Source organism: Mobilitalea sibirica (assembly GCF_015999265.1).
GTDB classification, from domain to species: Bacteria; Bacillota; Clostridia; order Lachnospirales; family Lachnospiraceae; genus Mobilitalea; species Mobilitalea sibirica.
Window position 1 is genome coordinate 22739 of sequence record NZ_JAEAGR010000020.1, and the last position, 13259, is coordinate 35997.

General features: G+C 36.8%; 12 protein-coding genes. 3 read left to right on the forward strand and 9 right to left on the reverse strand.

Features of this window, described 5'->3' with window-relative positions; genetic code table 11:
• Positions 1-23: 23 nt before the first annotated feature.
• The 3 genes from I5677_RS15640 to I5677_RS15650 all read left to right on the forward strand — a co-directional run bounded on the left by I5677_RS15640 (position 24) and on the right by I5677_RS15650 (position 3762).
• On the forward strand, positions 24-1358 hold the full coding sequence (locus I5677_RS15640; protein ID WP_197662590.1) for an ABC transporter permease: 1335 nt from the start codon (positions 24-26) through the stop codon (positions 1356-1358).
• 373 nt (positions 1359-1731) lie between these two features.
• Positions 1732-3009 carry a mechanosensitive ion channel family protein gene (locus tag I5677_RS15645; RefSeq protein ID WP_197662591.1) on the forward strand — a complete coding sequence of 426 codons (1278 nt, stop codon included), beginning with the start codon at positions 1732-1734 and terminating at the stop codon, positions 3007-3009.
• A 219-nt stretch (positions 3010-3228) separates the two neighbouring features.
• Entirely contained in the window at positions 3229-3762 is a 534-nt protein-coding gene (locus I5677_RS15650; RefSeq protein WP_197662592.1) for a DUF2179 domain-containing protein, read from the forward strand.
• 492 nt (positions 3763-4254) lie between these two features.
• Here the strand turns inward: I5677_RS15650 and I5677_RS15655 are convergent, their stop codons facing one another.
• The 9 genes from I5677_RS15655 to I5677_RS15695 form a co-directional block, all read right to left on the reverse strand.
• The gene (locus I5677_RS15655; RefSeq protein WP_197662593.1) at positions 4255-4869 is read right to left on the reverse strand and encodes a V-type ATP synthase subunit D; all 615 of its coding nucleotides are present in this window, start codon (positions 4867-4869) and stop codon (positions 4255-4257) included.
• Between the two features lie 27 nt (positions 4870-4896).
• On the reverse strand, positions 4897-6273 hold the full coding sequence (locus tag I5677_RS15660) for a V-type ATP synthase subunit B (protein WP_197662594.1): 1377 nt from the start codon (positions 6271-6273) through the stop codon (positions 4897-4899).
• Positions 6274-6291: 18 nt separating this feature from the next.
• Positions 6292-8064: a V-type ATP synthase subunit A gene (locus I5677_RS15665; protein WP_197662595.1), complete on the reverse strand. Its 1773-nt coding sequence runs from the start codon at positions 8062-8064 to the stop codon at positions 6292-6294.
• 220 nt (positions 8065-8284) lie between these two features.
• Positions 8285-8854 (reverse strand): V-type ATP synthase subunit E, encoded by a 570-nt coding sequence (locus I5677_RS15670; protein WP_197662596.1) that lies wholly within the window; start codon positions 8852-8854, stop codon positions 8285-8287.
• Positions 8855-8932: 78 nt separating this feature from the next.
• Positions 8933-9241: a V-type ATP synthase subunit F gene (locus I5677_RS15675; protein ID WP_197662597.1), complete on the reverse strand. Its 309-nt coding sequence runs from the start codon at positions 9239-9241 to the stop codon at positions 8933-8935.
• Positions 9242-9257: 16 nt separating this feature from the next.
• Positions 9258-9680, reverse strand: coding sequence for an ATP synthase subunit C (locus tag I5677_RS15680; RefSeq protein ID WP_197662598.1), 423 nt, complete (start codon positions 9678-9680; stop codon positions 9258-9260).
• 23 nt (positions 9681-9703) lie between these two features.
• A complete protein-coding gene (locus I5677_RS15685; protein WP_408632545.1) occupies positions 9704-11611 on the reverse strand; it encodes a V-type ATP synthase subunit I in 1908 nt (635 codons plus the stop codon).
• 11 nt (positions 11612-11622) lie between these two features.
• Positions 11623-12657 carry a V-type ATPase subunit gene (locus I5677_RS15690; RefSeq protein ID WP_197662600.1) on the reverse strand — a complete coding sequence of 345 codons (1035 nt, stop codon included), beginning with the start codon at positions 12655-12657 and terminating at the stop codon, positions 11623-11625.
• A gap of 87 nt (positions 12658-12744) precedes the next feature.
• Positions 12745-13056 (reverse strand): hypothetical protein, encoded by a 312-nt coding sequence (locus tag I5677_RS15695; RefSeq protein ID WP_197662601.1) that lies wholly within the window; start codon positions 13054-13056, stop codon positions 12745-12747.
• Positions 13057-13259 lie beyond the last annotated feature (203 nt).

The following is a 13259-nucleotide window of genomic DNA, read 5'->3' on the forward strand; positions in this document are numbered from 1 at the left end:
AAATGAAAGGCACGGGATAAATTATGAAAGATAATTTTAGAGGTTGGAAATCAGTTTTTGGATTTACCTTCCGGCAGGCGACCAAGGGAGTAGGCTTTAAATTGGTAACTTTATTGGTAGCTTTCCTAATCTTAGGTGTATTTGTTCTGGTCAATATAATAGTGGCTAAACCGGATAAAGTAGATCAGGTAGAGACATCTCCTATTAACAGGGTTATTATATTAGATAACAGTGGATTACAACCTACGAACTTTAAAGAGATTAATCCGCAGTTGAATACACAGCAGTTTGGACATATTGATTTTGCTTGGGAAGAGAACACATCGAAAGATGCAGTAATAAAATCTGCAATAGCTGATTCTGATAAAACGCTTGCTGTCATAATATCGGCAAAGGAAAGTGGATATGAATTAGAGGGCGTGATACCTGCGGGTTCTATCATTACAAAAAGGCATGCAATCGAACTCTTGGAACAGATATCCTCAGCTTTTAGCACCGGTAAATTAATACAATCTGGCTTAACTACCAGCCAGCTAACATCTGTTTTGAAACCGGTTGTAACATCCTACGCTAAGATTGGAGAAAGTATAAGTGAGATAGCAATCGTTATTAAGATAGTCGCACCTATGCTATTTGGGTTTATGTTATATATGATGCTGCTATTATATGGGCAGACAATCAGCAAGTCAGTTTCTACAGAGAAAACTTCGAAGCTGATGGAAACTCTTTTGACCTCAGTCCATCCGTATGCATTAATTACCGGTAAGGTTTTGGCAATTACATCCATGGCATTACTACAATTCGTGACATGGATTGCAGCGGTATTTGCAGGGTTATTTGGAGGTAATGCAGTAGCCCGTGCATTCTATCCAGAATATGAGAATACTGCAATCACTGCGATAAATTTTTTGAAAGATAATATTGGAGAAACAGCAATGACGATTCCGGCTGTAGTGTTGGCAATCATCTTCTTCTGCATTGGTTTCTTATTCTATAGTGTGCTAGCAGGTCTTGCGGGCTGTTTGGTATCAAAACCGGAGGATGTAGCGTCAACACAGACCATCTTTATGTTCCCGGTAATCATCAGCTTTCTTATAGTTTATCTTGCACCGCTCATGAAAAATGAGGCATTGATAACTATATCAAGATATATACCGTTTACGGCACCCTTTAGCGTACCGGTAGAGGTTATTACCGGTACAATCGGTCTTTTCGAAGGAATGATAGCATTGACACTACTCTTGGTATTTACCGTGTTTATCATCTTGCTTTCTGCCAGAATCTATAAGGGTCTGATATTATATACCGGTCAGAAGCTTAGCCTTAAGACAATCGGTAATGTAATTAAAGCAAAATAAGTGAGTTTATTAATAATAGGGTGTAATTATCATCCATCAGAGACACGTTTCCACTCGAATGCCGCTCATAGTGGTACATAAGATTGTGACAGGTAGGAATGCCACAACCTATGTACTGATGGCGGCAAACGGTCTCCTTATGGATGATAGTTACACCCTATTCGATACGTTATTGATCTGTTAAATATATTACGAGATCGCCATCCTGTATATACCAAAATATAATTCCAGACTTCGAAAAAGATGTCCTGTATTTGACATAGAAGGGATTGAATAGTAGAATAATTAGTAAGAAGATAGGAACTGGAATAGGTAAGGCATGTTACAAAATCCTTTACTAGTAATTACAGAAAGAGAAGGGTTGGATCACAGAATGAACTTTTTTAAACAATTATTGGTGGATAACGGTGTATCGGAAAAACCGGCCGGTTATTTATCTTATGGAATTATTATTATAATTATTATCCTTATATGTTTTATTGCGAATCTATTAATGAAAAAAATTGTATTAAAATTACTGACAAGGTTTATTCGTAATAACAAATATGAATGGGATAATGTATTGCTGGAGCGCGGTGTATTTAATCGGGTTGTACATCTCACTCCTGCAATTATTATATATATGTCAGCACCCTTATTTAAAAACATACAGCTTATGATCTTTGATGATCTTCAAGAGGTGATTTTAAGGCTGGCATCCACCTATATACTAATCGCTTCAGTATTTGTCTTTAGTGCGCTCATCGATTCCATTAATGACATATATCGAACCCGTCCGATATCCAAAGTAAGACCAATCAAAGGGCTCTTACAGGTTGTGAAATTAGTTGTTTATATTATCCTTAGTATTGTAATCATCGCAAATCTCATGGGACAAAGCCCCTTGATTTTACTTAGTGGTATTGGAGCCTTGGCTGCAGTATTTTCCTTTGTGTTCAAGGATTCCATTCTTGGCTTTATTGCGGGAATACAATTAACCTCCAATGATATGCTTCGAATCGGGGATTGGATTGAGATGCCGAAATACGGAGCCGACGGAGATGTCATTGATATTACCTTAAATACAGTAAAAGTTCAGAATTTTGATAAAACGATTGTAACCATACCGGCTTATTCATTGATTTCGGATTCCTTTAAAAACTGGAGAGGCATGGCACAATTTGGTGGAAGACGTATCAAACGGCCCATATATATCGATATGAACAGTATCGGCTTTTGTAGTGATGAAATGATAGAAAAGTTCAAAAAAATTCATTATCTTAATGATTATATCACGGAAAAAGAAGCTGAACTTAAGAAATATAATCAAGATAATAATATTAATACTAATTTATTAATTAATGGTCGCCATATGACCAATATCGGAACCTTTCGAGCTTATGTATCCAATTACCTTAAAAATCATCCCAAACTGAATAAAGATATGATCCAAATGGTTCGTCAGCTCCCTCCGACAGAACATGGACTTCCCATTGAAATATATTGTTTTTCCTCTGATACGAAATGGGAAAACTACGAAGGAATTCAGGCCGATATTTTTGATCATATTCTTTCTGTAGTAGAAGAGTTTGGATTAAGAATTTTCCAAGAGCCCACCGGTTATGATTTAAAACAGATTAATTCCGGTGTCTCAAAAGCTTCTATAGAGTGAACTTAAGTATACCGGTACTTGATCGCAGAATAAAAGATGATTAAATTTACAATCACCGTGATCAGCATACATCCATAATTGATCGGTATTTGATATGCATAATTTAAACAGTAGATGGAAAGCATGGAATAAGCAACGACGCAAAGAAACTGTTTGGTATAAAGAGATTGAAATTGCTTTATGCCATTACATTTATAGATAGAAAGGATAGGAATAATTATGGATTTTTTATCAGAAAGTAATGTTTTAATTTATTTTTTTATATTTTTCGGTAAAATATTGGAGGTAACGATATCAACCCTCCGTTTGGTTTTGATTAACCGTGGTGAAAAAATCAAAGGGTCTATTATCGCAGTTTTTGATATTATCATATGGCTTTTTATAACAGGGACGGTATTGGAAGGTTTTCAGGATGACATATTAAGGGTAATCGTATTTGCCCTTGCTTTTGCAGTAGGTAATTATATGGGATCTTGGTTGGAGGAAAAACTGGCCTTTGGCATGTGTTCCATACAGGTAATTGTCTCTGACGGAGAGAAGAGTGCAGGTTTAGCCGGTATATTAAGAGAAAACAACTTTGCAGTTACCATACTTGAAGGGAAGGGAAAGGATGGTCCCAGACAGATTATGTATCTGCATTTGACTAGAAAAAGAATACCCCAGGCAATTGAAATTATAAAATCCCGAATTGAAAATGCAGTCATTGTCGTGAACGATGTTAAGGCTGTCAGAGGTGGGTTTATAAAGAAGTAAAATTTATTTATATTTATCTCTTTTATCTTTAATTAATTATGACGTAAAATAGCTTTGTGTTTTATTAATACTCAATTGACGTAAAAAGCTATTAGCTTTATCTTATCTTTTAATAATGATAAAGGCAGGAATTATTCATCCCTGCCTTTACCATCTGGTGTCTCATTCATTCAGTTGTTAGTAGCTGGAATTTAAGCCTTGAACACTGAGATTTCTACAAGAACTTTTACCAATTCAGGTTAGTATTCTTGTCAATCTGATTGAAAACATAATTCCTCGATTGAAAGAATTAAACTGTCCAACACAATCACCTCATATCTTAGTTAAACCCATGCCTGTTTGCAATTCTGAGACGAAATTACAAACTTTAAACTCTATCTATTGAGATACGACTTGGAACAAATTCAAGTTACTCATGATGTCAAGTTCCTGCGTCGTATCTGATATTTATTATATCTAATTTAAAAAATAATATACTCCATCAATAAAAATTTATTTTTTTCTACGCTTTATCACCTTTAGTCGGGTGAATTCTTCTCGTTCTTTTTCCTCCAATGAATTTTGTATCGAAACAGCCAAAGATGAATAGTAGGGTATCGTAATGTTTTGTAATGCATTGGCCCGTTTTTGAGTCTTTTTAATATTAGTAGCCAACCGATAAGCAGAGTTTTCTATCATGGAGAGGCGTATCGTAAGCTCCTTAACTTTATTAAAATGTTTTGTTGCTTTATCTAAGGAAAGCATTGTCTGAAAAAAAGCATAGGTAGGTTTATTTACCGTATTATCAAATTCCACTAAGGGAATTTCTGTTCCCATAATACTTCTTTGCTTAATTCGAATCGAATTTTCTTCCGGTATCGTACTGCTAAGATCGGATACATTACGAATTCCCATCTCAATATTAGCCTGTTGCAGGGCGAGATAAGCAGCAGAAAACGTACTATCAATTTCGGATTGAATATCCTTAGCCATGTCGATTAGTTCCATTAATTCTCGGATTAAGATATTACGCTTCTTATCCATCAGTTCATAGCCTTGCTTTGCAAGGCTTAATGATTTTTTTGCCAATATTAAATTACCCTTGGTAGGAAAGGTATTAGGATTCATAGGTTCACCTCCGGTTTGTATTGGCTGCTACGATGTTTTATAATAAGTATTTAATATCTTAGTATCAACTCGGTCTAATTCATCCTTAGGAAGTATGGATAGAAGAGACCAGCCCTTATCCAGAGTTTGGAGAATAGAACGGTTTTCTGCCTTGCCCTGGGCAATGAACTCGTTTTCCAATGCAGTACCGAATAATAGATATTTTTTATCAGTCGGAGATAGCTCATCCTCACCGATAACACTGGCTAAAGCTCTGGCCTCACCGACCCTTGCATAGGAAGAGAAGAGTTGGTTCGCAAGATCCTGATGGTCCTCCCTTGTATAGCCTTTTCCGATGCCATCCTTCATTAATCGGGATAAGGAGGGTAGTATGTTAATTGGAGGATAAATTGCCTTTTGGTGAAGGGTACGATCAAGAACGATTTGTCCTTCCGTAATATATCCTGTTAAATCGGGAATTGGATGGGTAATATCATCATTAGGCATAGTAAGGATTGGTATCTGTGTAACAGAACCGCTACAACCCTTTACAATACCGGCTCTTTCATATAAGGTTGCTAATTCACTGTATAGATAACCTGGGTATCCCTTTCTGCTTGGTATTTCACCTTTGGAGGAGGATACCTCACGCATGGCTTCTGCATAAGAGGTCATATCGGTCAACACTACCAGAATATGCATGCCCTTATCAAAGGCTAGATATTCTGCTGCGGTTAGTGCTACTTTAGGGGTTATTAATCTTTCAACAACGGGGTCATTCGCTAAGTTCAGGTACATGACAACGTGGGAGCTGGCACCACTTTCTGCAAAGGTACGACGGAAGAATTCTGCTACATCATGTTTGACGCCCATTGCTGCAAATACGATCGCAAATTCTTCATCCGAGTCCTCAGCCAAGGAAGCCTGTTTTACAATTTGAGCTGCTAGCTGATCGTGAGGAAGACCATTACCGGAGAAGATTGGCAGTTTTTGCCCACGTATTAAGGTAGTCAGGCAATCAATCGATGAGATACCGGTTTTTATATAATTTCTTGGGTATTCTCTGGAGCATGGATTTAAAGGCTGGCCGTTGATATCTCGATTTAATTCGGACACGATATTATGAAGTCCGTCAATCGGTTGACCAATCCCGTTGAATACCCGTCCCAGTATATCCTCGGACAAGGACAGTTCCATCGGATGCCCGGTTAATTTGGTATGGGTATTGTAAAGGGACATTTCCTCTGTCCCCTGGAATACCTGGATTACCGCTTTATCTTCATAGAGTTCAATAATTTTGCCAAGTTTCTTTCGCTTGCCTTCTATAGTGAATTCAACAATTTCATCAAAGGAAGCATCACGAATACCCTCAAGGGCAATTAAAGGTCCATTAATTTCGCTCAAGCCTAAATATTCAATCGACATATATATAAGTACTCCTTCCTAAGCGTTCTTTGCCATGATACGGTTATAGAAGGTATCAATCAATTCTTTGTAATCTTCGAATTTATCTAACTCATCATTGGCCACGTCATATTTTATGGAGATGATTTTTTCAAAAATATCTTCTTCCCGAAGCAAAGACATAGGCATATTCATATCAACCAGTTGCTTTGCTCTGGAATAGAGATAGAGGATGACTTGCATCATTTTTAATTGTTTTTCCATTGGTACATAGGTATCGGAAGGATGATAGGCATTTTGTTGAACAAAGCCCAGCCTTATTACTCTAGCAATTTCAAGTATTAATTTCTGGTCATCCGGAAGAACATCACTACCGATTAATTTGACAATTTCATTTAAATGGCTTTCCTCAGTAAGTAAGCTAAGAATTTGATTTCTGCATTCAACGAAATCTTCTCCGACATTGGTAATATACCAGGGCGCCAGGTCGGATAGATATTCACTATAGCTGGTAAGCCATTGTATCGCGGGAAAATGTCTTGCATATGCAAGGGATTTATCCAGCGCCCAAAAGCAACGGACAAAACGCTTCGTATTCTGCGTTACCGGTTCTGAAAAATCGCCGCCCTGAGGGGATACTGCACCAATAATGGTTACACTGCCTTCCGTATGGTTCAGATTTTGCATAAAGCCGGCTCTTTCATAAAAAGCAGACAGTTTTGATGCTAGATAGGCAGGAAAGCCTTCCTCTGCCGGCATTTCCTCCAGACGTCCGGATAATTCTCTTAAGGCTTCAGCCCAACGGGAGGTAGAATCAGCCATAATAGCTACATGATAACCCATATCTCTATAATACTCCGCTAAGGTAATTCCGGTATAGATACTAGCTTCACGAGCTGCTACCGGCATATTCGAGGTATTTGCAATCAGGGTTGTTCGATCAAGTAAAGGATTACCGGTTTTGGGATCTACCAGCTTGGAGAAATCTTCTAGTACCTCCGTCATTTCATTCCCCCGTTCACCGCAACCGATATAAACGATAATATCAGCATCACTCCATTTGGCAAACTGATGCTGCGTCATGGTCTTACCGGTTCCAAAACCTCCGGGGATAGCAGCGGTACCTCCCTTCGCAATGGGAAACAAAGTATCAATGATCCTTTGTCCTGTAATGAGCGGTCTGTCAGAGGAAAACCTTTTATCTACAGGTCTTGGCACGCGGATGGGCCAGCGTTGGGTTAGGGTTAGTTCTTTAATGTTACCGTCTTTATCTTTAATGGTTACAATCGTGTCATTAATGGTGTATTTACCATCTTCAGCCACATCAGTAACAACACCGCATACATTTGGGGGGACCATGGATTTATGCATAATAGAAGTGGTTTCAGGTACTTCTGCGATGATAGACCCACCATATAGCATATCACCCGGCTTCACTGTGATATGTACATCCCACAGCTTCTGGGTATCCAGTGAGTCAACACTGATACCTCTTGAAATAAATGCACCAAAATGCTTCGCAACCTCTTTTAAAGGTCGTTCAATGCCATCGAATATATTACCGATGATTCCCGGTGCTAGAGTGACTGAAACGGCAGAACCGGTTCCGATTACTTCATCACCAGGTCGTAAACCCGTAGTCTCTTCGTATACCTGAATCGTAGTTTTGTCTTTAGTTAAACCGATTACTTCTCCAACCAGTTTCATATTGCCAACCAAAACCATTTCACCCATTTTGAAGCCATGGTTTCCTGCTAAATAAATAATCGGTCCGTTAATACCATATATTTTACCTGTAAAACAACTTAACATAGAGATGACTCCCTTTCTGTAAGTAATACATAATTTGCTACCTTAAAAAGTATTAATTAACGAATATTTGATAAAATACAAAACATTGAAATTATGAAAATCAAAAAAACATAAAATCAACAAATAGAAATAATATATAACGAAATAATGAAATAATGAAATCACAGCTAGGGTGTTTTATTTCACTTTAAAGTAAAACACCGTATAAACTAAAAGATGATTAATGCAGCCGAAAGGTTTCTTTTTGTTCAGAAAGTTTTGTAGTAAAGCTATGGTCTATCAATATCGTTCGAGAAGGGATTACAGCCCGTATGCCTCCCATAAAATCTCTGTTGCTTATAGTTAAATTAACACCGGTTATCTTTTCTAACACGGATTTTAAGGCTTCATCACTGGGGTTGATATAAATTATGATTTCTTCTCCCCGTGCAAATTCATAAGCTTCGGCTATTTTATTACTTAGATACTTAACATAAGCAGGGGATTTCATATAGGCATCCAATTTTTTTCTCACATCTTTAAAAATTTTATCCGTAAGTAACGAGGTTTTTTCTAATACTTTACGCTTTGATTCAAGAATATCACCGGACAATCTACGGTTTTTCTCACGAATAATATTATCTGTTTCAATCTGATATGTGTTCTGTGCTTTTTTCTGTGCCGCCTGCTTTCTCTCATTATAAATTTTTTGAAGAGTTTTTTTATAATCTTCTATAATTTCTATACTTTGTGCAGTAGCACTGTCGATAACTGCGGTATAAAAATTATCTAACTTTTCGTTTGGATCCATAACTTATCTCCTTACTATGAAATACGCCTTAGTTTCTTATTTGACCAATTTCATATCATGTTCTAAAAAATTAAATTACTATAATTTAAGGCCGATTGCCTCATTTACATAAGAAGTAATAAAATCCGGCTTACGACCGGTTCCATGCCTATCAGGAATTTCTACAATTAAGGGAAGCTTTCTATTTAATTTTATATCATCGATAATATCGGGAAATTCTCGGCTGAATTTTTCTGTAATCAGCAGTATTCCAATGGTTTTATCAGCAATTGCTTTATCCAGTTGTTCCTTTAAGTGCTTTCTGGAATGGATTACAACTCCGTCTACGCCGGCCAGTCGCATTCCAGTATAAGTATCAACATTGTCGCTGATCAAAAACATGCGCATATGGAAACTCCTTTCATTATCCAAGTATCGTAAAGGATACAATTAAACCATAAAGAGCAATACCTTCAGCCAAGGCAACGAAGATTAAAGCTTTACCCATAATAGAGGAATCCTCGCTAATTGCTCCTAAAGCAGCAGAAGCAGCATTCGCTACTGCAATACCGCCACCAATGCAGGATAATCCGGTAGCAAGTGCAGCCGCCATATATCTCCAGCCTTCTACAGAAGCTTCGGCTACCGCCTCTGCTTCAGCGGCTGAAACTTTTCCGGTAAAAAGTAAAATATCTGCAATGATTAAGGTACTAAAGAATAGAAAACTATTAAAGGCCAAGGTTGCTTTAAAGCCACCTTTTGTTTTTTTACGACGAAATAAAAATGAGCCAAACGGAATTACAATACTTAAGATTAAAGCAGCGATGATAGTAACTTTCAATAACATGATTTTATCCTCCTGATAGATGATTATTTATTTTTGTAAGGTTTAAATTCTTTACCGGTTCCTTTGTAGAAACGGCTAAACATCTCATAAAACTCTAAACGCAGAACCTGTATACCAACAATCAGACCCTCCATAGCAGCAACAAAGAGATTACCTAATATAATTACGATAATATTCGGATCACCTGTTTCTACTCCTGCCAACAGCATAACAACTCCCATAATAGCTGCATGGCTTAATGCAAAAGCACCGATACGAAGGAATGAAATCGTGTTGGTTACATAACTAAGTAATACTTCAAAAAGTTCAAAGAATGATTCAACAAAAAACATGCCTTTATGCTCAGGAAAGAAATGAGCTTTTTTTTCGATAAAACGTTCTAACGGTTCCCTAAAAAAGATTAATAGTAAGGGAATACCGAAGAAGATGATTAATAGTATAGTGGCTGGTAAGGTCCGTCCGGTCATAAGAAGAGCAACACAGGTGATGGCAGCGATGTAAAAAACGAGACCGGAAACACCGTTTGTATCAAATAAAACCTTACTAATTCTTCGCTCTTTTATACCATTAATAATATTTAAAATCATAGCAATCATGATTAATGCAACTCCAAAGCCTACGGAAGTTAATAATACAGTCATGACATTATGCATTGGAGAAAGCCAGATCGGTTCGATCAAGTCTTCAAAACCGAATATACTTCCATACAAAAAACCGAATACAATGGAGAAAACTCCGGCCATGGATATGATTGCGGCGATTGCCATTTTTTTGTACTTATAGAGAAGAGCACCGCCCAGTGCCAATAGCAAACCTTGACCGGCATCTCCGAACATGATACCGAAGATCAGGGAATACGTAATTGCTACGAAGGAGGTAGGATCAATTTCGTTGTATGCAGGTAAACCGTACATTTTTACGAACATCTCAAAAGGTTTAAACACCTTCTTGTTTTTTAGTTTGGTAGGAGGCTTAGTCGTTTCGCTTTCCTGTCCCTCCTCAATAATGATATTAATATTCGGATCTGTTTCTGTGTCTTTTATGATCAAATCAGCATCCTTTTGTGTAATCCATCCGCAAAGAATATAAAAGACTTGTTTTTTTCCTTCCTTCGTACAGGCAGCAAGTTTACGTAAATCAAAATTATTGTTGTAAGTGATTAAGGTACTATGTGCCGTTAACAGTTCATCCGCCCTTTGATTTAATATATCCTGTATGTTTTTCGATACAGCAGAGAGTTTGTGACTTATCTCATTTCTTTTCGCAAGTACCTTACGATAGGCTTGTTCAGGTGTTCCCTCATATTCGTCTGAAAGTATAATTCTTTCAAAATGAAGGGAAGCATAGATTGCATCAATTTTCACGGAATGAGCGGCAGGAACAAAATATATTCCCCATACATAATCCCTGTCACTGTCACACTCAAAAAAGAGGGAATTTAGGTTATCATATACATAGCGGGAAAACTTATTAAAAAATTCATGCGAAATCTTTCCGAAGCGGAACTTTATGAATTTTAAATTGAGGATTTTATTGATATCATAATCAAAATGCCTGAAAGGCTCAATCTGATTAACCAAATCGGTATAATGGGATTGTTGTTCTTTTAAATCTTTCATTTGCTGATCTAAATCCTTTAGCATCTCAAGAGTATGATTAATAATCTCGGATGCTTGGGAAGGGGTCATAGAGAATTCTTTGGATGGCTTGTGGACTTTAATCTGCTTCACCAGATCCTCGGATTTTAACAATAAATCCTTGTAAGGGTTTATTTCAACAAAAGGCTTTAAGTCGTGCACAGCACTTAGTTCTGATAAAGCATTTTCTAAATGAATATCATATTTATTCAAGTAAATATTTACTACGCGATCAAAATCACTTTTGGGTCCGGTAATACTAAGGAACTTCATTTTTTCTATCAATTGTTTCACCTCCGATTATATTATTGTAATATATATTTAAGTTTGACCTGTGGATCTAAGCCATATCGGATACATTCTAAAGCTGTGGTCAATCGGTTAATCTCTGCTTCCTTTTCATGAATATAATTGTTCACGGTAGCCATAGAAGAAGGATAATTAATCTTATTATTTCTATATATCTTAGTGATTATATTTCTATAAACGTGTTCCATGGTGCCATCATGAAGGGATCCTGCAAATGAGTTATAATGTGTGGTTTTTAAAATATTCATGAATTCATCCAGGGTAGCCGATTCGACTAATCGATGCAGTTGCTCCTTTGTCAGCCTGTAATTTACAGGTATAATAAATGAATATATATCAGATGAGGGCATATGATACATTGATTTGGAACGAAAAACCCACATAATGTTAAGCAGGTCTATCTCGGTTCCTAATCTGTGAGTAAAAGCTTTATGGCTTTGATCCTCTAATTCCCTGTCTTTTAATTTCCATGTCTTTTTAAAAAAGTAGATATCCAGATGCATTTCATAATCAAAGGTTGTAACATTACCGGAGTTTTGCAGCTTCACAAGCAATGGATAGTACTGTGTTCCTCTTAGATGGTTAATATATTCATCCATCGATTGGGAAGCGGCAAGAGCCGTAACATTTAAATCAGAATGTTTGTTAAAAAACGCTTCAAACAACGATAAATCAAAGGAACGATTGGAACTGTATATATTATGAATGCAATTTTTCAGTATCGTCACTTCATAGCGGAAAAAGAATAATTCCAGATCCTTACGTTGCATATCATTGGCAAAACGATATAGTTTAGCATAATCCAGATATAAACCAACAGAGATAATTCGCTCAGCATCTGCCCTGTGAAGCTCATGCTCATCATAGCGTTCAAAAATTTCCCGGTATCCGGGATGATTTTTAAGGAAAGCTATTAGATCCGAAACAGCTTCGAGATTAGCTATTGTTTTAAATTCCTCCGGACTGATTAATTTTGCACCCATAGCTTTTACTTTGGTATTAATACCACTAAAGGATAAAAAGTGTTTCATAACAACCTCCACGCTGCACATTCAACAGCTTAATAACAACAAGTGAATCACTTTGATTACGATGAAAACTCGAAATAAACGGGTTGATCATGACATGATTATATTCTCAAAAACCTTATCTACGAAATCTTTGTGATGTTCTTTGTATATGTCATCCAGTTCGATTAGGTGTTTTTCGCTCTTTTCTGTTATTGATTTCTTTTCTTTGGTCAGTTCTTTGTCCGTCTGTAGTTGAAAATTGCGTATCTTATTATAATTGTCAGCAGCAACTTTTTCTTCCATGCGTTTGATATCCTGTTCAAAGGCATCGTGTAACCTGATTTTTTCTTCGTTAGCCCTCTTGATGATTAGATTGGCTTTTTCTTCTATTTCAAACAACTTAACAATTGTATTTTCCATAAAACATTCTCCTTTCTCTCAATATATTAGGTTTATCGTTTTGAAAATCTATAGGATTTTTGTTGATTATCCTAGGATTACTTAAGTTTCGGCATAATACCGTAACATCGTAATACTGATTGATTGTTACGGTACTTTTACATTTGCGAAAAGTCAGCACAGAGGCTGACCTTATCGTCACGATATTAGTTATTTATAAATAT